This is a genomic window from Luteibacter aegosomaticola, assembly GCF_023078475.1.
In the GTDB taxonomy this organism is placed as follows: Bacteria; Pseudomonadota; Gammaproteobacteria; order Xanthomonadales; family Rhodanobacteraceae; genus Luteibacter; species Luteibacter aegosomaticola.
Window position 1 is genome coordinate 3,981,136 of record NZ_CP095741.1, and the last position, 18,723, is coordinate 3,999,858.

19 protein-coding genes are annotated in these 18,723 nt (G+C 64.2%); 9 read left to right on the forward strand and 10 right to left on the reverse strand.

Going from position 1 to position 18,723, the window contains the following annotated elements; translation table 11 throughout:
- Positions 1–19: 19 nt before the first annotated feature.
- A complete protein-coding gene (locus tag L2Y96_RS17775) occupies positions 20–1,513 on the forward strand; it encodes a membrane-targeted effector domain-containing toxin (RefSeq protein ID WP_247328859.1) in 1,494 nt (497 codons plus the stop codon).
- A 56-nt stretch (positions 1,514–1,569) separates the two neighbouring features.
- On the opposite strand, the gene prmC is transcribed toward L2Y96_RS17775, so the two are convergent.
- Positions 1,570–2,391 carry a peptide chain release factor N(5)-glutamine methyltransferase gene (gene prmC / locus L2Y96_RS17780; protein WP_247328861.1) on the reverse strand — a complete coding sequence of 274 codons (822 nt, stop codon included), beginning with the start codon at positions 2,389–2,391 and terminating at the stop codon, positions 1,570–1,572.
- 39 nt (positions 2,392–2,430) lie between these two features.
- Between prmC and L2Y96_RS17785 the strand changes: the two genes are divergently transcribed.
- Genes L2Y96_RS17785 through L2Y96_RS17800 form a run of 4 tightly spaced genes read left to right on the forward strand, consistent with a single transcriptional unit; the run spans position 2,431 to position 5,539 of the window.
- A complete protein-coding gene (locus L2Y96_RS17785) occupies positions 2,431–3,288 on the forward strand; it encodes an alpha/beta hydrolase (RefSeq protein WP_247328864.1) in 858 nt (285 codons plus the stop codon).
- An 11-nt stretch (positions 3,289–3,299) separates the two neighbouring features.
- Positions 3,300–3,935 carry a hypothetical protein gene (locus tag L2Y96_RS17790; RefSeq protein ID WP_247328867.1) on the forward strand — a complete coding sequence of 212 codons (636 nt, stop codon included), beginning with the start codon at positions 3,300–3,302 and terminating at the stop codon, positions 3,933–3,935.
- 51 nt (positions 3,936–3,986) lie between these two features.
- Positions 3,987–4,835 (forward strand): alpha/beta hydrolase, encoded by an 849-nt coding sequence (locus L2Y96_RS17795; protein ID WP_247328870.1) that lies wholly within the window; start codon positions 3,987–3,989, stop codon positions 4,833–4,835.
- Complete coding sequence (locus L2Y96_RS17800; RefSeq protein ID WP_247328872.1) at positions 4,832–5,539, forward strand: TIGR02117 family protein; 708 nt, start codon at positions 4,832–4,834, stop codon at positions 5,537–5,539. The genes L2Y96_RS17795 and L2Y96_RS17800 overlap by 4 nt, the downstream gene beginning before the upstream one ends.
- 71 nt (positions 5,540–5,610) lie before the next feature.
- Here L2Y96_RS17800 and L2Y96_RS17805 read toward each other — a convergent pair whose 3' ends face one another.
- Positions 5,611–6,492 carry a phytanoyl-CoA dioxygenase family protein gene (locus tag L2Y96_RS17805; RefSeq protein ID WP_247328875.1) on the reverse strand — a complete coding sequence of 294 codons (882 nt, stop codon included), beginning with the start codon at positions 6,490–6,492 and terminating at the stop codon, positions 5,611–5,613.
- 169 nt (positions 6,493–6,661) lie between these two features.
- Here L2Y96_RS17805 and L2Y96_RS17810 point away from each other — a divergent pair, with 169 nt between their 5' ends.
- The gene (locus L2Y96_RS17810) at positions 6,662–7,777 is read left to right on the forward strand and encodes a Gfo/Idh/MocA family protein (RefSeq protein ID WP_247328878.1); all 1,116 of its coding nucleotides are present in this window, start codon (positions 6,662–6,664) and stop codon (positions 7,775–7,777) included.
- A gap of 111 nt (positions 7,778–7,888) precedes the next feature.
- On the opposite strand, the gene L2Y96_RS17815 is transcribed toward L2Y96_RS17810, so the two are convergent.
- From L2Y96_RS17815 to L2Y96_RS17840, 6 genes are all read right to left on the reverse strand, one after another.
- Positions 7,889–8,881 carry a LacI family DNA-binding transcriptional regulator gene (locus L2Y96_RS17815; protein WP_247328881.1) on the reverse strand — a complete coding sequence of 331 codons (993 nt, stop codon included), beginning with the start codon at positions 8,879–8,881 and terminating at the stop codon, positions 7,889–7,891.
- Between the two features lie 34 nt (positions 8,882–8,915).
- Complete coding sequence (locus tag L2Y96_RS17820) at positions 8,916–9,314, reverse strand: hypothetical protein (protein ID WP_247328883.1); 399 nt, start codon at positions 9,312–9,314, stop codon at positions 8,916–8,918.
- 305 nt (positions 9,315–9,619) lie between these two features.
- The gene (locus L2Y96_RS17825) at positions 9,620–12,298 is read right to left on the reverse strand and encodes a M1 family metallopeptidase (RefSeq protein WP_247328885.1); all 2,679 of its coding nucleotides are present in this window, start codon (positions 12,296–12,298) and stop codon (positions 9,620–9,622) included.
- A gap of 96 nt (positions 12,299–12,394) precedes the next feature.
- On the reverse strand, positions 12,395–12,754 hold the full coding sequence (locus L2Y96_RS17830) for a DUF1428 domain-containing protein (protein ID WP_247328887.1): 360 nt from the start codon (positions 12,752–12,754) through the stop codon (positions 12,395–12,397).
- A 206-nt stretch (positions 12,755–12,960) separates the two neighbouring features.
- Positions 12,961–13,503: a carboxymuconolactone decarboxylase family protein gene (locus L2Y96_RS17835; RefSeq protein ID WP_247328889.1), complete on the reverse strand. Its 543-nt coding sequence runs from the start codon at positions 13,501–13,503 to the stop codon at positions 12,961–12,963.
- A gap of 290 nt (positions 13,504–13,793) precedes the next feature.
- Positions 13,794–14,342, reverse strand: a complete 549-nt coding sequence (locus tag L2Y96_RS17840) for a peroxiredoxin (protein WP_247328891.1) — start codon at positions 14,340–14,342, stop codon at positions 13,794–13,796.
- Positions 14,343–14,500: 158 nt separating this feature from the next.
- Here L2Y96_RS17840 and oxyR point away from each other — a divergent pair, with 158 nt between their 5' ends.
- Together oxyR and L2Y96_RS17850 are read left to right on the forward strand one after the other, a co-directional pair.
- Entirely contained in the window at positions 14,501–15,460 is a 960-nt protein-coding gene (gene oxyR, locus L2Y96_RS17845; protein ID WP_247328893.1) for a DNA-binding transcriptional regulator OxyR, read from the forward strand.
- A gap of 12 nt (positions 15,461–15,472) precedes the next feature.
- Positions 15,473–16,087, forward strand: coding sequence for a hypothetical protein (locus tag L2Y96_RS17850; protein WP_247328895.1), 615 nt, complete (start codon positions 15,473–15,475; stop codon positions 16,085–16,087).
- Here the strand turns inward: L2Y96_RS17850 and L2Y96_RS17855 are convergent.
- Together L2Y96_RS17855 and L2Y96_RS17860 are read right to left on the reverse strand one after the other, a co-directional pair.
- Complete coding sequence (locus tag L2Y96_RS17855; protein ID WP_247328897.1) at positions 16,077–16,595, reverse strand: adenine phosphoribosyltransferase; 519 nt, start codon at positions 16,593–16,595, stop codon at positions 16,077–16,079. The two genes, L2Y96_RS17850 and L2Y96_RS17855, sit on opposite strands and share 11 nt — an antisense overlap.
- Positions 16,596–16,622: 27 nt before the next feature.
- Entirely contained in the window at positions 16,623–16,892 is a 270-nt protein-coding gene (locus tag L2Y96_RS17860; protein WP_247328899.1) for a putative signal transducing protein, read from the reverse strand.
- 101 nt (positions 16,893–16,993) lie between these two features.
- Here L2Y96_RS17860 and L2Y96_RS17865 point away from each other — a divergent pair, with 101 nt between their 5' ends.
- Positions 16,994–18,721 (forward strand): glutamine--tRNA ligase/YqeY domain fusion protein, encoded by a 1,728-nt coding sequence (locus L2Y96_RS17865; RefSeq protein ID WP_247328901.1) that lies wholly within the window; start codon positions 16,994–16,996, stop codon positions 18,719–18,721.
- Positions 18,722–18,723 lie beyond the last annotated feature (2 nt).

The following is an 18,723-nucleotide window of genomic DNA, read 5'->3' on the forward strand; positions in this document are numbered from 1 at the left end:
AGCATACAAAGGACGCATCATGCAGCAGGTGGGACGCTTGCCCGACGCCGGTCGGGCGGGCATCACTGCGGATGGCGACAGCGCGAGCCATCCGAACGACATCCGTGTGGAAGACGACTGGCAAGCCGGCCATCAGGGGCGGGTAAAACGATCGCCAGGCGTCGACGGTGGCTTCGACGATCTTTCTGACACCGTTTTCTTCGTCACAATGGGCGCAGCTATGGGCGCCTCGGGCCGCCCAAGCCAGCAGGATCTCCTGACGGGTGGCAGCGGTCTGCCGGGCCTGGCGGGCATCGATATCCCGCCCAAGCCGACGAACCATAGCGACGCCAGCACCTCGACCTCGCCAGGCTCGCGCTTCGGCGGCGGGTTTGTGAACCGCGCGAAGTCGGAGCTCGGCACCGAAGAAAATAAGGGGGTTTACGAAAAGGACGGCAAGCAATGGGTCGTGCTCGCCGATCGGCCCGGAGCGTGGCAAGTGGGCCACGGTGACGATGGTCGCCTTCGTCTTGTCAGCAAGCGTTCGGGACAACCTGCCGGCCCTGCCATCAAGCTGCGCCGTGGTGGCGATGCGTTCGTGACCGATCTCGATGAGCGATACGACCCTGTCAAACCCAGGGACAGGCAGGCGAAATACTACGGCCCCAGTGAAACGAACAGCGCCCTCCTCCGCCAGAAGAAGCTCGCCGAACTCGGCCTGCCACACACACCGGTTTCCGCAGACATGGATGCAGCATTGCAACGTGAGATAAGGCGCGACGGCGAAGCGCATCTGGATGACTCGTATCGAAGATTGCAACGGCGCGCAGGTGAGGCGGAAAAGCCCCCTCAGGCGAAACTCTGGGACGAGATGTCCGATCAGCAACTTGCACAAGGACTACTCGACGGCGTCCCAGGGCTGGTCGTGGGCGAGCGCCATTCGTCGTCAATCAATCGCGACTTCCTCGTCGATCAGATGGAAACGTTCAAGAAGTCAGGGGTCACCGATCTCTACCTCGAACTGCGCAGGGAGGAATATGGTCCCGCCCTGGACGCGCTGGATCGCCATGGCACGGAAAGCCCCGAACTTCTGGCGCTCGGTTCGAAGACAGGAAGTGGTGCATCGTATCTCGACGTGATCAGGGCAGCCCACAAACAAGGTATTCGAGTCCATGCCGTTGACTCGGCTATCGCCAGCGACCCGGGCGGCAATGGCGCAAGCGCGTCTGTTGAAAACCGCATGTATGCGTTCAACAACCTCGCCGTAGAGACGATCAAAGATGACCGGTCCAGCTGGATTCCGCGCGGAAAGTTCCTCGTTCTGGCTGGCGAAAGACACGTAGGGACGACAACGGTGGGCGGCCTATCCATTCCCGGCATCGCAAACGCGCTCGGTGCACGTAGTTTCAGGATGGAACCGCCTGCCAGCGTCGCCGGGCCCCGGATCGACCCCTATTCGCCCATGGATCAGCGACGATTTGACGGAACCGAGCTCAGGACAACCTTCGATGTGATCGCGCATCAGCGTAGTTAAGCCCCCCGCGCTGGGGAAATGCCCGCCTCGCACCACGCTGAGTCACATGCCCGCCGCTAGCGTCGGGCGGACTGCGCGCCCGTCACGCGGTCACGATCTTCGAGATCGCGCGCGGTGAAGCAATCTTTCCACAGCGATGCATCGAACAGGGCGCGGGCAACCGCGCCCTGGTTGTATCCGTGCTCGAAAAGCAACCAGCCATCGTGGGTGAGATGCGCCGGTGCACCGGCGATGATGCGGCGGATGTCATCGAGACCATCGGCACCCGATGACAACGCGGAACGTGGTTCGAAGCGGAGATCACCCTTCACCAGATGATCGTCGGCTTCCTCGATGTAAGGCGGATTACTGACGACGATGTCGTAGCGTTCGCCGTCGACGGCGCTAAACCAATCGCTGTGCTGGAATCCCACCCGAAGACCCAGGTTGCGTGCATTGCGCTGGGCAACGGCGAGTGCGGCTTCGCTGGCATCTACCGCATGCACCGTTGCGTCGGGGCGCTCCTTGGCGATCGCTAGAGCTATCGCGCCACTACCCGTGCCGAGATCGAGCAGGCGGCCGCCTTCGGGCAGGCGCGCGAGTGCCAGCTCGACGAGCAGCTCGGTTTCCGGCCTTGGAATCAACGTAGCCGGCGTGACCTCAAGAGGCAGCGACCAGAAGTCGCGACGGCCGGTAATGTAGGCGACGGGCTCGCCCTTCACACGGCGATCCACGAAGGCATTGAACCGCGCTTCCTCCCCAGCCGGCATGCCGTCATCCGCATGGGCGAAGAACCAAGCGCGGTTAACCCCCAGGGTATGCGCCAGCAACAGCTCGGCCTCGAGGCGGTCGCCCAAGGCATGGCTAGCGGAGCGCAGGATCGTGCGGATATCGGTCATGGGCGCATTCTACCGGCCTGCCCCGCCTACAATGCGCGGATGCTGCGCCCCTTCCTCATCGCGACCGCCCTGCTGTGCCTCACGGCCTGCCATGCCACGTTCTTCGCCGGCATCAATGCGACCGAGTCGGGCAAGGGTGTCGTCGCGCACCCGGGGCTGGTCTACGACGCGGAACACCATCTCGCGCTGGATGTGTATGCCCCGCCCCATGCCGAACATGCCCCGGTGGTCGTCTACTTCTTCGGCGGCGACTGGCAGGAAGGCGAGCGGCAATGGAACCGCTGGATGGGCGAGGCGTTGGCGAAAGACGGCATCGTGGCGGTCATCCCGGATTACCGGCTGTGGCCGGCTGTCGGCATGGCGGGTTTCCTGACCGATGCGGCCAACGTCGTGCGCTGGGTACATGACCACGTGGGTGAATACGGCGGTGCCCCGGACGACATGTTCCTGATGGGTCACTCCTCCGGCGGCCATGTGGCGGCGATGCTCGCGACCGACGACCAGTGGCTAGGGAAGGTGGGTATGAAACCTCGTGACCTCGCTGGCTGGATCGGCGTCGCTGGCACCTACGACTTCCTCCCGATCGATGACGACGCCGACTACGTCGGCATGTTCGGCACGAGCCCGACCGAGCAGGCGGCATCGCAGCCCGTCAATTTCGTCGATGGGGATGAACCGCCGGCCCTGCTGCTCCAGGGCGAGAAGGACACCGAGGTCTATCCGTCGGAAGCCGTGTCGATGGCGGCCCATTATGAGGACGCCGGGGAACCGGCCGAACTGCACCTCTACCCTGGCGTGGGTCACGAGGGCTTGCTGCTCACCTTCGGACCGATGTCGCACCGCGCGCCGGCACTGGCAGATACGGTAGATTTCATCCGTCGCCATCCTGGCCACTAAAGGGACACCCGATGGACCGGAATCGGCTGCTGTGTTTCGGACTCCTTGGCCTGGCGAGCACGTCGGCCATGGCCTTCATCTCTTCCCCGCCGAGCGGATGGCCACCTAAACGCCCTCCCCTCACCACAGAGCAATACAGGTCGGAAAGAGCCGAACAGAAGCGGAAGGAGATCGACGCGATCTTCGCAGAGATCGATTACAAAGAGCTCCCAGTTCCCGCTGAAGCCCGATGGGAGCGGTCGGGCGATACGGCTCACATCAGGTCGGTGGATGGCCGCGGGACTCTGCTGCTTTACGACATCCACGGAACCGATGCACTAGGCGTGCTCAATGCCCCCGCTTTGCCGTGCCTGTCGCAAGGGCCAGAGCTTTATCGTATCGGCGGCAAACCCATGCGATTGGTGCACGCCTGTCTCGGCGACGAACACGCTGCCGTACCGTCGACGGCGGCCGCACGCAAAGCCTTGCTCGCGCATATCGCGTCACGGGATGCCCTGGAGATCATCCGGCCCGACGGAACCACCATGCACTTTGATCTGCGCGGCCTCGCCAGTGCGCGGGATCGGTTGAGCTATTTGCGTCGCTTCCGACCACTGGCTCAGCGCGTGCCACCCGCCTGGCAGCCCGACACCATCAGCATTGACTGAAGCTCACGAAGCGCTACGCTCACCTTCACACCTCATCGGTAAGCTGCATCCATGATTCGCTTGCTGCTCGCCCTATCCGTTGTGCTCCTTCTTTCCGGCTGCCAGGCTGCGCTATTCGGCGTGGTGAATGCACGCCAACCTCCGGGTGATGCGATAGCGCACCCGGGCATTCCCTTCGATGCCTCGTTGGCACTGGACGTCTACGCGCCCAAGGATGCGAAGAACGCGCCTGTCGTCGTGTTCTTCTACGGCGGCAGCTGGAGCAGCGGCAAGCGGCAGTGGTACCGCTGGGTGGGCGAATCACTCGCCGCACAAGGCATCGTGGTAGTGATACCTGATTACCGCACCTGGCCGCGCGCGAAGCTCGATGGGTTCATGGACGATGCGGCCCATGCCGTCCAATGGGCCAAGGCGCATGCCAGCCAGTACGGCGGCGATCCATCGCGGCTGTACGTCATGGGTCACTCGGCCGGCGCGCACATTTCGTCCCTGCTCGCTACCGATAAACGCTGGCTTGCACGGGTCGACCTGAAACCTCGCGATCTCGCTGGGTTTATCGGCCTGGCTGGCCCCTACGACTTCCTGCCCCTCACGCGTCCCAAGTTCATCCATATCTTCGGTGACACGCCGCAGGCCCAGGCGCTGTCGCAGCCCGTCAATTTCGTTGACGGCGATGAGCCGCCGGCTCTATTGCTACAGGGCGACGCCGACACCACCGTACGTCCGAGCAACGCCGAATCCCTGGCCAACCACTACAAAGCGATGGGCGAGTCCGTCACCCTGAAGATCTATCCCGGCATCACCCATATGAGCATTCTCTTCGCGCTGGGCCCTTCCAAAGACAAGGCTCCCGTCATCGAAGACATCACCCACTTCGTGAAGAGCGCCCGTGCCAGATGACACGCCTACGTCGACCGATTCGCGCACTACTGTGGGTGGTCACGGTCGTCGTGGCTCTGCCGGTGCTCTATCTGGTCGCTGCCTTCGTGTTTGGCCTCGTGCCGGTAAACCGGCAGTGGCAACCAGCTAGCGGAGGCGAGGGTGTCACGGTCTGGCTCACCACGAACGGCGTGCATGCCGGCTTTGCGCTCCCGGTCCAAGATGCCGCCATGGACTGGACCGCCCTCTTTCCCCTCGAACACGCCCGCTCGCCGCGGCCGCTTCGTCCCACGGATGTGGTTTACCTGGGTTGGGGGGACCGCACATTCTTACTCAACGTGCCGACATGGTCCGACCTGAAAGCCTCAACGGCCGTATATGCGCTGAGCGGCCTGGACGGGACAGCCATGCATGTGGCCTACGGCGCGCCTCCGATGGAAGGTCCACAGGCGCGGCGCCTCGTGCTAACCCGCGAGGCGTACCAGCGCCTCGTTGCCTACATCCGCGCGAGCACCGCCGTGGATGATCACGGCCATGCCCGATGGATTCCGGGCCATGCCTATAGCGATGACGATGCTTTCTACGAAGGCACCGGCCACTACAGCCTGTTCATCACCTGCAACCAGTGGACCCGTAACGCCCTGAGCGCAAGCGGCGTACGCACCGCCGCATGGTCGCCATTCGACAAGCCTCTCTTTTACCAGCTACCAAACACCGTCTTGTAGGAGCGCGCTTGCGCGCGATGGGTCTTGCCGCGAGCACCCCATCGCGCGCAAGCGCGCTCCTACAGGTGGTGTTAGTAGCGTTTGCGACCTTCGGCGTTGCCGCCGCGTGCAGCGTCCAGCACTTCCGGGTAGGGATAATTCAGGCCGAGTAGCTGTTTGATGTCGGGGCTTGCGCTCTTCACGAAGGCCTCGGGCAAGGCAGCCGGAAGGTCTTCCATCGGCTTGATGAACTTCGGCAGGTACTGGGTGATGATCGCCGAGCGGTCGATGGTGCTGCGATTGGGCATCGCGCAATGCCAGACCGCGCCGAAGAACACCACGGTATCGCCCGCTTCACCGAGCATGCGCTCGCAGCGGTCGAAGAAGCGATCATCTTCATCGGGGTAACGCAGTTCGCGCTGGGTGCCGGGCACGTAGGCGGTAGCGCCCGTCTCCTCGGTGAAGGGGTCCAGCATAATCGTGACCTGGCCATTCAACGGGAACGACGAATTAATGCGCGTCGGATGCGTTTCGGGCGAGTGGTAATCCCAATACGGGTAATCGATGTGCGGCTCCTGCCCCGGACCACCGGGAAGGATCCGGTTCGCGGCGATCGACCCCATGATGAATTCGGTACCGAGGAACGCACGCATCACTTTCATGACGGCGGGATGCGCCGCCATCCGCGAGAAGATGTCGCCTTTCGCCAACAGGTTCCAAACGCGGCGCTGCAGGTTGATCCGCCCTGCTTTCTCCGCATCGCCCTGGAAGTGGGTGACCTTGGCGCCACGATCGTCGCCGTTGGATTCGCGCATGACGATCTCGCGCGCCTCTGCGATTTCTTCCTTCGTAAACAGCCCTCGGAGCGTTACGGCGCCCGTACCCTCGAGCAACTCGCGGACGATGGCGTCGGTATCAAGGGTGGCTTCGGTGAAGACGGGTGGGACGACGGCGGGCTGGCGGACGGCGTTCATGGGCTGGGTCTCCGGCCGCGCGCAGCGGCGATGAGGGCGTTGGCGAGACCTAAGCTAGGCCGTTTTGCAAGCGCTTGCAAACTGCAGTGCAGCATCGGCAGTATCGGGGTGTCAGCGTGGTCGCCAGCCGGGGATCGCGCGCAAGCGCGCTCCTACAAAGGGTCTGTCGATGAAAGAGATTCGGGTTGGGTTGATCGGTGCGGGGTATATGGGGAAGGCGCATACCATCGCTTTGCAGTCCGTCGGTGCCGTGTTTGAAACCGGGCTGCGGCCGGTGTGCGAGATGATCGCGACTTCGACTGACGCGGGTGCTGCGGAGCATGCCGCGCGATGGGGGTGGAAACGTTCGACGGGCGACTGGCGCACGCTGGTCGCCGACCCGTCTGTGGATGCGGTGATCATCGCTACGCCACCCCGTACGCATCTTGAAATGGTGCTCGCCTGCATCGCGGCAAAGAAGCCGGAGCTATGCGAAAAGCCGTTGGGCTGCGATGCCGCCGAATCGTTGCGCATGGTCGAAGCGATCGAGCAGGCCGGCCTCGCCAACATGGTGGGGTTCAATTACATCCGTACGCCAGCGAGCCAGCTGGCGAAGCAGATCATCGCCTCCGGCGAAATCGGTGATGTGATTCAGGTGACGGCCGAGCACGTCGAAGATTATTTACACGATCCCGCCCTGCCCGCTTCGTGGCGCACACGCATCAGTACCGGCACGGCCGCAGGTGCGCTGGCCGATGTGGCCCCGCACATCCTCAATGCCTGCCTTCACCTTGTAGGCCCGATCAGCGGCCTGATCGCCGATACGCAGATCATCCATGCCACGCGGCCAGGCCCGCACGGCCCAGAGGCCATCGAGAACGACGACCAGGGCCAGATGCTGCTGCGCTTCGCCAATGGCGCGAGCGGCAGCCTGAGTTTCAGCCGCGTCGCGGCCGGGCGAAAGATGGGCTACACCTATCGCATCACCGGTACGAAGGGCGCGCTGTACTTCGACCAGGAAGACCAGAATGCGCTGTGGCTTTACGATGCTTCGCGCGAGCCGGCCCGCCGTGGCTTCCAGAAGCTGCTGATGGGGCCGCCCCACCCCGACTATCTCGCGTTCAACATGGGCTTTGGCCATGGCACCGGGTACAACGACCAGATCGTGATCGAGATACGGGATTTCCTGCGCGCAGTGGAAACCGGTGAAGCGGTATGGCCGACATTCCGCGACGGCTATGAAGTGGATCGGCTGGTGGAAGCGGCACTGGTATCCGCACACGAACGCCGCTGGGTAAGTCTGTGACATAGCGTAGGAGCCCACCCTACCCTGTGGGCGACATCCTTTTGCGACGCGGCCGCAGGGCCAGTGGTTCTTTCGCGAACGGCGTCGCCCACAGGGTGGGCTCCTACGCTTTTATCGAAGGCTTGAGCGTTCGATGAGCTCGCAGGGGAAGAGCTTGCTGCGCGGGACGGCGTTCGCATCTTCCACCCAGGCCGCGATGCGTTCAATCGCGTGGAGCACCATCGCGCGAATGGGCTGGCGCACCGTGGTTAGTGAGTACGAGGACCACGCAGCGAGGGGCATGTCGTCGAAACCGACGATACTCACCTGTCCTGGCACATCGACGTCGCGCTCCCGGCACGCATCGATGGCGCCGAGCGCCAGCACGTCATCGCCACAGAACACGCCGTCGATCAAGGCATCGTCATCGAGCAGCGCGAGCATGGCGTCGCGGCCGTGGTCGTGGGTGTAGTTGCCGGCGAACACGGTGCGCTTGAGTGCCTTGCCGGCCGCCTCCGCAAAGCCGTTGGCACGATCGATCGACGAGGCATCGTGCGGCGAGCCGCCGAGGAACACGAGCTTCTTCAAGCCGCGCTCGCGCATGGCTGCGCCGACAATCCGCCCACCAGCGACGTTATCCACCGTCGCCACAGGTACCGGAGAACCCCGCCCTGCCCGCCCGAAGACGTGGATGACCGGCATGCCCGCCGCCCGGCACGATGCGGCGAAACCCGCGGGCGGTGCCGACGTGGCGATCAGCACGGCATCCACGCTGTACTGGCGCATCATATCGAGCGCCTGGCTACCGTCCTCGTCCTCACCGAGGTTCGCCAGCAGGGGCCGCAGCCCACGTGCCTGCAATTCCCGGGTGAACAGATCGAACACCTCCATGAAGGTGGGGTTCGCGAAGTGGTTGGACACCAGGCCGATCAAGGCCGTACGCCCGGTCATCAGGCTGCGGGCCAGCTGGTTGGGCCGGTAGCCGAGCGCTTCGGCAGCGGCCAGGACCTTTTCCTTCGTCTTCCCCGAAACGCTGGCCCCGGGCGTGAACGTGCGCGACACCGCCGAGATCGATACCCCGGCGAGTTCGGCGACATCACGAGCGGTGGTGGTGCGGCTGTGCATGGGCTTAGCGTAACCCAAGGTCGGGGGCCCATTGCTAGGCGAAAGCATCCACGCGGAGCGACTGGGCCTCCATCTCGTCGAGGCGCTTGATAAGGCTGGCGTACCACGCGGCCATGGGCTCGCCTCGGTCCATGTGGAATTCCATGGTGCCGTTGAGACGGTCACGCAGATTGAAGGGGACGTCGAGTGCGCTCTCCCAGTCGTCTGACGGCACCTGATCAAGGAGCGAATCCCCCTCTAGTGGATCAAGTGCACCCAATGCCTCCTGCTGGTCGACGTATGCAAGAAGCTGCCGCGGGGTGACATGAGAGAAATCGATGCCTTTCTGCAAAACCGGTTTCGCCTCGACACCGGGTGCTTCCCGCGCGCTGCCTGCGTTCGAAGGCGGCCTGAATAGCGAAGCCGGAATCGCCGAATAGATGGATACCTGCATTGCATCTTGTCCTGCGGGGGGAGGTGTGCGAATCGGAGCACATTTCGTTGCGTCGAAGACCCACCGGGACAGAGGCTGCATCAAAATCTGACAGCGAATGAAGCCAGACGCCTACACGTTTTTGGATGTCCGTGGAGGCCTACGCAGGTTAGGTAAGGTTGGGACCCGCGTTGTGGGCTCGCTTTGCTCGCATCGCGCGCAAGCGCGCTCCTACATGGGTTCTGTATCTTGCGTTGTAGTGCGTTTTGATGGACGCAAAAAAAGGGCCGGGTTTCCCCGGCCCTTTTTTCACACGTTGACCATGATTACTTGATGGTCTTCGGGTCCTGCTTGTCCTTCAGTGCCGAGCACAGGAGGATTTCTTCGCTGGTCTGGGCGAGGCCACGCTCGGCGCCGCTGACCTGGCCGAGGCGGGGCTTGAAGAACGCGCTCAGGCGATCTGCTTCGGCCTTGGAGCAACCGCTCTTCGCAGCGAGTGCCGGCAGCTTGCCGCCAGCGAAGCTACCAGTACGGGCAACGATCTTGTCGTAGTTGGTGGTGAACCACTGCCACATCTCGTCGCGCGACTTAGCGTTGTCGCGGCCGCCCATCAGCACCATCGCCATCTCGCCCACCTTCACGTCCTTGCCCAGGGCGAAATCACGCGCCTTGTTGGCCACGGCCGGGTCGGTAGCATTGCCCAGCGCCACGAGCATGGCGTTGCGCTTGGCCGGATCGGACGTCTTCGGCACTTCGGCAATCAGCGCGTCGACAGCCGGGGCACCCCGCTCTTCGACGGCCACGCTGAGGGCAGTGGCCAGCAGATCCGGATCGGCGGCGTCGAGGTCAAGGCGGCCATCCTTCTGCTTCAGCGCGGCATCGCCCTGCTTCAGCATTTCGGCGCGCACTTCCTTATCCGCGATGTCCTTGTCGGAGAGGAAGCCGACGAGCACGTTACGGGTCAGCGTATCGTTATCCTGTTCACCCGCCTTCTTGCGGAAGCCGAGCGTACCCAGCTTCGGCTTGTAAGCATCGATGGCCCACTTACGCAGCACGGCGCGCTGGGCGTCGGTGGTGGCTTCGTTGTTCATGATCCAGCTGAAGGTCGGGATCGGCGCGGTGAACACTTCGCGGGTCTTCGAGGCCGTGACCGGCTTCAGCGCAGCGAGGACATCACCGGCGTTGAGGTCGCCGTGCTGGAAGCCAGCGCGGACGGCATCGGCGTAAGCCAGCTGCTCGGCATCACTCAGCTTGCCGACGACCTTGGCCAGGTTGGCAAGGTCGGCCTTGCTCTCGGCGAAACGGTAGTAACCGCGGCCTTCGGCGTTCGGCATCACCCATGCGTTCTTCGCGGCGCCATCGAGCACGATGCTGCCTTCGGCCGTGTCGAAGATTTCGCACTTGACCTTGTCGCCGCTGGCGACGGCGTAGCGCACGCACATCGGCACGCCCCACACGCGGTTGGCATCGCCGGTGCTGCCCAGCGGCAGGTAGCGGCTCTGCTTCACGTGCAGCACGGTCTTGCCGCCTTCGGTCTTCACCTCGGTGGTGACGTAGGGCACGCCCGACTGATCAAGGAAGCTGTTGAACGCCTTCTTGAACTGCTCGCCCTGGCCCGCGGCTTCGGCGATCGAATCGACGAGGTCATCGGCCGTGGCGTTGGCGAACTTGTGCTTCTGGATATAGGCACGCATGCCCTTCTGGAACACCGGCTCGGAGACATAGCCTTCGAACATGCCCAGCACGGCCGCACCCTTCTGGTAGGTGATGCCGTCGAACGCGGTTTCGATATCGCCGTTGCCGGTGATTTCCTGGCGGATCTTGCGGGCGCTGACCAGGCTGTCGTTGTTCATCGCACCCTGGGCGCCGCGGACGCGATCGAGATCGGCGCGGTATTCCGGGTGCACCTTCTGCGTCACCTTCTGCTGCATCCAGGTGGCGAAGGCTTCGTTGAGCCACAGATCGTTCCACCACGCCATGGTGACGGTATCACCCGTCCACTGGTGGGCGAGCTCATGCGCGTTCACGTTGAACGAGCCGCGCACATAGTTGGCGGCGGAATCCGGATCGATCAGCAGCAGCCAGTCGCGGAACGTGACGAGGCCGGCGTTCTCCATCGCGCCCGCGCTGAAGTCCGGCGCGGCGAGCAGGTCGAGCTTGTCGAACGGATAGCCGAAGCCGTAGTACTCCTCGAGCGTGTGGATGATCGAGTTGGTCTCGCCCAGCACGTGCTGCATGCGGTGGCCTTCGCCCTTGGCGGCGATGCCGCGCAGGGGGGTGGCCGTGCTGCGGAATTCGGTCGGGCTGATATCCGGGCCCTTCACGACATCCCACGGGCCCACGGCGAACGCGACCAGGTAGGTCGGCAGCGGCTTGGTGGTGGAGAACGTGAGGGTCTTCCAGCCGGCACCGGCCTTCTCTTCCTTCACCTGGGCGGTGTTGGCGACGCCCTGGTCGTCAGCCGGGATGGTCAGGCTGATGTCATACGGCGTCTTGAAGCGCGGCTCGTCGAAGCCCGGGAACGCATAGCGGGCCGAGACCGGCTCCATCTGCGTCATGGCGTACGGGATGCCTTCGTGCGAAACCTTGTACAGGCCCTGCAGCTGCTTGTTCAGCGGCGCGGTGAAGTCGATGGCGACGGTGATCTCGCCGTCGAGCTTGCCACCCAGGTCGAGGCGGGCGACGCCTTCCTTCTCGGCGGCGACGGTGTACTTACCGGTGTGCTTCTTGCCGGCCGCGTCGGTGACGACGACCTTGGAGACCTTCAGCTCCTTGCCATGGATCCAGACAAAGTCGGACGGCTGGGTGAGCTTAAGCTTGATGACGGTCGAGCCGGAGTAATCCTCCTGCTTCGGATCCACCTTGAAGGCGAGCTTGTAGCTTTCCGGCTGGGCCCACTCGGGCAGATGGCCAAGCGGCGGGGCGGCGTCCGTGCCGGCGGCGAACGCGGCGCCACAGCAGGCGGCCAGCGCGGTGAGGATAAGGGGACGGACGATACGGCGCATGGTGGGTGGGACTCCCTGTTGAAATCCCGCCCATCGTGCGTAGAGGGGTGACCTTTGACACAGTGCCGGAAGGCACCCCCTGTCCGCTGCGCCGCGTCACATCTCGACGATGGGCTTGAACCCGCCCCAGAACATGCGCTTGCCGTCGAAGGGCATGGTCTTGGGGTCCATGTACTTCGCAAGCCTCGGATCTTCCATGACTTTCTTCATGATCCTGTCGCGGTCGCGGCGGCTTTTGTAGACGATCCAGGCGAAGACCACGGTTTCGCCGGGCTTGAGCTTCACGGACTGGGGAAAGGAGGTGACTTTGCCGGGTTTGACGTCGTCAGCCACCGCCTCGGTGTAGGCGAGCGCCCCATGGTCCATCCAGACCTTTGCGCCGAGCCTGGCCATCTTCTTGTAGTCGGCCAATCGATCTTCGGGAACCGGCAGCACGAAACCATCGACGTAGCTCATGGCGCACCCTCCGCTGTAGGTGGCCGGAGCATGTCCCTAAACGCGAAAGGCTGCGTTAAGACGCAGCCCCCCGTAGGAGCCCACCCTGTGGGCGACGCCGTTCGTACAAACGCCACACGACCTGCGGCTCTTTCGCGAAAGATGTCGCCCACAGGGTGGGCTCCTACGGGGGAGCCATTGGTGGGCGACCGGGACTACGAAATTACTCAGCCAGCAGCGTCGGTCTGCTCAAGCACCACCGCCACGGCGTGGATCACCGAAGCAATGCGCACGGCGCTCTGGATGCCCTGCACGGTGACGCCACCGTCGCGCAGCACCTTGTCGTGCGAATCGATGCACATGCCGCAGCCGTTCACGGCCGACACGGCGAGCGAGACCAGCTCGAAATCATTCTTCGCATCGCCCTTGTAGGCGCCGATCACGTTCATGCGCAGCTTGGCCGGCATGGTTTCGTACTCGGGGTGCGAGACCAGGTGCTGGAAACGGTAATAGATGTTGTTCATGCCCATGATCGCGGCCGAACCTTTGGCGGCGGTCAGCTGCTCGGCCGTGGCGTGCTCGGCGGCAAAGGCGGCGACGGCTTCCGTCAGGGGCTTGAAGCGGGCTGCATAGGCGGAGCCCAGCGCGATCATGGCGATCTGCGCCTTGTTGAGGCCCGGCGCGCCCGCTTCGCTGAGCACGGAATCGAGGTTGAGCTTGAGGTCCTTGGCGTATTCGGGCAGCTGGCTGCGCAGGTCGGCGATGCTCATGGGTGTGCTCCTGATCGTTTATTAAGGACAAAGGGAAAGGTTCGCGGAATGGCTCGGAGCGCAGGCGCCGGTTCACGCGGGGGCCCGCCGGAAAGGCGTGCCAGAAAAGAATTCGGGGTGGTGCAGGAGGTTGTAGGAGCCCACCCTGTGGGCGACGCCGTTCGCGAAAGAGCCAACAGGCTCTGGGGCGTTGCCGCGAAAGATGTCGCGCACAGGGTGCGCTCCTACCGATTGCCCGCGCCGCGCGGGGGAGGGAGCTATGCGGCGCGGGACTTTCGAGCGTTGAAGGCTTAGGCGACCTTCAGGGTGTCGTCGCCGGCCTTCCAGTTGCAGGCGCACAGCTCGTCGGTCTGCAGGGCGTCGAGGACGCGCAGCACTTCGTCCGGGTTACGGCCGACCGAACCAGCGGTGACGTAAGCGAACTGGATCTCGCCGTTCGGATCGACCAGGAAGGTGGCGCGCTGGGCGACGCCGTCGTTGGTCAGGATGCCGAGAGCAGAGGTCAGCTCCTTCTTGATGTCCGCGAGCATCGGGAACTTGAGGTCCTTCAGGTCAGCGTGGTCCATGCGCCATGCGCGGTGGACGAACTCGCTGTCGGTCGAGGCGGCCAGGATCTGGCAGTCACGGTCGGCGAACTGCTCGTTCAGATCGCTGAAGCCCTTGATCTCGGTCGGGCACACGAAGGTGAAATCCTTCGGGTAGAAGAACACGAGCTTCCACTTACCTTCGTACGACTTGTCGCTGATGGTGGTGAAGGCGTCTTCGATCTTGTTGGCCAGCGGGCCGCCGTCAACGGCCAAGAGGTTGAATTCGGGGAACTTATCGCCAATGGTCAGCATGAATCGACTCTCCAGAGTGAGGGTTGGTGTACAAGGCTTGCCCGCCTGGGGAAGCGAGCGATGGAGCTAGGTTAGCGAAGGGGAACACATATCTCAAATCGATTGTAGACATCAATGTGATAGTCTACGGCTATCGCAACGCCTCTCGAGATCGTCCCATGAACCTTCGAGACCTGTCTTATCTGGTGGCCCTCGCCGAGCATCGCCATTTTGGCCGTGCCGCGGAGGCCAGCTTCGTGAGCCAGCCCACGCTTTCCACCCAGATCCGCAAGCTCGAGGATGAGCTGGGGGTCGCCCTGGTCGAACGGACCCCACGTAAAGTCCTGCTTACGGAGACCGGCCGCGAAATCGCGCGGCGCGCCCGCGGCGTGCTTTCGCAGGTGGAGGAGATCAAGGCCATCGCCCAGCGCACCCGCGATCCGGAATCCGGCACGATCCGCCTGGGCATCTTCCCTACCCTCGGCCCCTACTTGCTGCCTCATGTGATTCCCCGCCTGCGCGAGCGCTTCCCGCGGCTGGAGTTACTGCTGCGAGAAGAGAAGACCGAGCAGGTGCTGCACATGCTGCGCGAGGGCACCCTCGATGCGGGCATCCTGGCCCTGCCGATCCACGACGACTCGTTGCACACGGAGTTCCTGTTCGAGGAGCCGTTCGTGCTGGCGGTACCCAGTGATCACACCCTGGCGCAGCAGCGCCGCCTGCGCATGGACGACCTGGCCGAGCAGAACCTGCTCCTGCTGGAAGACGGCCACTGCCTGCGCGACCAGGCGCTCGAGGTGTGCCACCTGGCCGGCGCCGGCGAGAAATCGGGATTCCGCGCCACCAGCCTGGAAACGCTTCGGCAGATGGTGTCGGCCAATGTCGGCATTACCCTGCTGCCCGCGCTGGCGGTGAAGCCGCCGGTGGCGCAATCGCCCAACGTGAAGCTGATTGAGTTCGAGGACCCGGCGCCAAGCCGCCGTATCGCCATGCTCTGGCGCAAGAGTTCGGCCATGACGCCGTTCTTCGAAGCGCTGGCGGAGGTCATGCGCGGCGTGCCCGCCGAGCTTTTCGAGCCGGATGGTGCCGTCGTGGGTCAACCGGCGAAGCCCTCGGACGTTGCCCACCCGATCCCCTGACGGTTTTCATCCATGCGCGTATGGCTTGTCCTCCTGCTGCTCGCCCTGTGCAGCTGGGGCGGCTTCAATTGGTGGCGACACAGGCCGGTGCTTAATGCGCCGGGCATCGTCGCGGGCGATGTGCCCGACCAGGAAGACCTCAGCCATGGCCCCGAGCTCTCCCGAGGCCGTTTCACGCTGGAGCCGCGGGCGAAGTTCGCCATGACCGGACGAGTGCTGTCGCGCGAGGATTACCAGCTCGACGACCTGGCGCCCATCGCGCCGACCGACCTCGCGCTCGGCTGGGGCCGCATGTCGGATTCCGCCGTGCTGGACAAGATCCGGATCTCCCAGTCGAACCGGTTCTACTTCTGGTACACCGACCACTTCCCGATCCCGCGCCACGAGATCGAGGATTCCAGCGCGAACATGCACATGATCCCGGCCAACGACACCGCGGCGCGCGAGCTACGTGATGTGCGCCCCGGCGAGGTGATCCACTTCGATGGCTTCCTCGTCGACGTGAAGCGCGACGATGGCTGGCACTGGGATACTTCGCTCACCCGCGAAGATACCGGCGCGGGTGGCTGCGAAATCGTCCTCGTGGAATCGATCACCGAGGACAAGCCCACGGTGGTCAGTAAGTAACCAGGGCGTGCAGGGGGGAGCTGCCGGCCCAGCGCGAACGGCCGTTCAGGCCACCCAGTTCAATCGCGACGCTCGCACCCATCACCTCGGCACCCAGCCGCTCCACCAGACGCCGCCCCGCATCGAGCGTGCCGCCCGTGGCCAGCACGTCGTCGACGATGATGACGCGTTCGCCGGGCTCAATGGCGTTGGTACCGATCTCCAGGCGGTCGAGCCCATATTCCAGGCCGTAATCCATGCCCACGACCGGCGGCGGCAGCTTGCCGGCCTTGCGGATGGGCACGAAGCCCGCGTTGAGCGACTGTGCCATGGCGGCGCCGAAGATGAAGCCGCGCGATTCGATGCCGCAGACGGCACCGATACCCTGCCCGCGCCACGGCGCACACAGCGCGTCGATGCACTCGGCAAACGCGGCGGCATTCGCCAGCAGCGGCGTGATGTCCTTGAACATGATCCCGGGACGGGGAAAGTCCGGCACGTCGCGGACGAGGTCGAAAATGGCCTGCATGGGGTGTTCCTGTAGGGGGTGCCGGCCTCAGGCCGGCTGGATTCCGGCGTCGAAATCGTCTTCGGCGGCAGCGGCACGGGCCTCGGCCAGCCGGGCGTCGACCGCGCGGACGATGCCCTCGGCGGCATCGACAGCCGCGTCCGGCACCATGACGGCGACCAGGCCCATCGCGGGCAGTTCGCCGACGGCACCGGTGAGGTATTCGCCGGAAATGAACGCGGGGATCTCCACCTGCGCCAGCGCATCCCGGACGAGATGGGCATCGATGAGGCTCTGGGCGTGGTAGACGATCCGCATGGGGGCAAGCTACCCGCCCCACGGCGCCACGGCAAGCATCGGAGCCGCAGGAAAGGTAAACTCGGTTGTTTGTGCCGCACCCACCGCAGAGCCACCCCACGATGTCGACCGAAACGCCCGTCCTGCAGCAGCATTTCATCCGCCAGATCGTCCGCGACGACCTGGATACCGGCAAGCACCAGGTGATCCACACCCGCTTCCCGCCGGAGCCGAACGGCTACCTGCACCTGGGCCACGCCAAGTCCATCTGCCTGAACTTCGGCCTGGCTGGCGAGTTCGCGGGCACCTGCAACCTGCGCTTCGATGACACCAACCCCTCCAAGGAGGATGTGGAGTACGTCGAGGCCATCCAGCGCGATGTGAAGTGGCTGGGCTTCGAGTGGGCGGAACTGCGCCACGCTTCTGACTACTTCGAAGTCTTCTACCGCTCGGCGCTGAAGCTCATCCGCCTGGGCCTGGCCTACGTGGATGACCTCTCGGCCGACGAAGTGCGCGAGTACCGCGGCACGCTGACGGAGCCGGGCCGCAATTCGCCGTACCGCGACCGCTCGGTGGAAGAAAACCTCGACCTGTTCCAGCGCATGCGCGCCGGCGAGTTCGCCGATGGCAGCAAGACCCTGCGCGCCAAGCTCGACATGGCCTCGGGCAACATCAACCTACGCGACCCGGCGCTCTACCGCGTGCGCAAGGTGCACCACCAGAACACCGGCGATGCGTGGCCGATCTACCCGATGTACGACTTCGCCCATTCGCTCTCGGACGCGGTCGAAGGCATCACGCATTCGCTGTGCACGCTGGAATTCGAAGACCACCGTCCGCTGTACGACTGGTGCGTGGACAAGGTCGACCTCGCCAACGACCCGTCGCTGTGGGAATCGCTGGTAGCCGCCGGCCTGCCCACCGTGCCGAGCAAGCCGCGACAGATCGAATTCTCGCGCGGCAACCTGAATTACACGGTGATGAGCAAGCGCAAGCTGATCACGCTGGTCACGGAAAACCTGGTCGAGGGCTGGGACGATCCGCGCATGCCCACGATCGCTGGCGTGCGCCGCCGTGGCTTCACCCCGGCAGGCATCCGCCTGTTCTGGGAGCGCATCGGCGTGAGCAAGCAGAACAGCACCATCGACATGAGCGTGCTCGAAGGCTGCATCCGCGAGGACCTCGACGCGAAGGCGCCCCGCCGCCTCGCCGTCATCGACCCGGTCAAGCTCACCATCACCAACCTGCCGGCCGACCACGCCGAGGTGCTCACGTTCTCCAACCACCCGAAGGATGAAAGCTTCGGTACGCGCAGCGTGCCGTTCTCACCGTCGTTGTGGATCGAGCGCGAGGACTTCGAGGAGGTCCCGCCGAAGGGCTTCCATCGCCTGAAGCCGGAAGGCGAAGTACGCCTGCGCGGCATCGGCATCGTGCGTTGCGACGAGGTGGTGAAGAACGACGCCGGCGATGTCGTCGAACTGCGTTGCACGCTCGATCTCGAATCGCGCTCGGGCATGCCCGGCGCCGATCGCAAGGTGAAGGGCACCATCCACTGGGTGAGCGCGCGCGATGCCGTGCCGGCCGTGGTGCGCCTCTACGACCGCCTGTTCGACGTGAACGATCCGGACGACGATACCGACGGTAAGACCTACAAGGACCACCTGAACCCGGCATCGCGCCGCATCGTGCACGGCTACGTGGAACCAGCCGCCGCCGGCCTCGCCCGCGAAGACCGCGTGCAGTTCGAGCGCCTGGGCTTCTTCGTGGCCGACATGCACGACCACACGCAGGACGCCCCGGTGTTCAACCGCGTGGTGACGCTGCGTGATTCGTGGGCGAAGCAGGGCTAAGC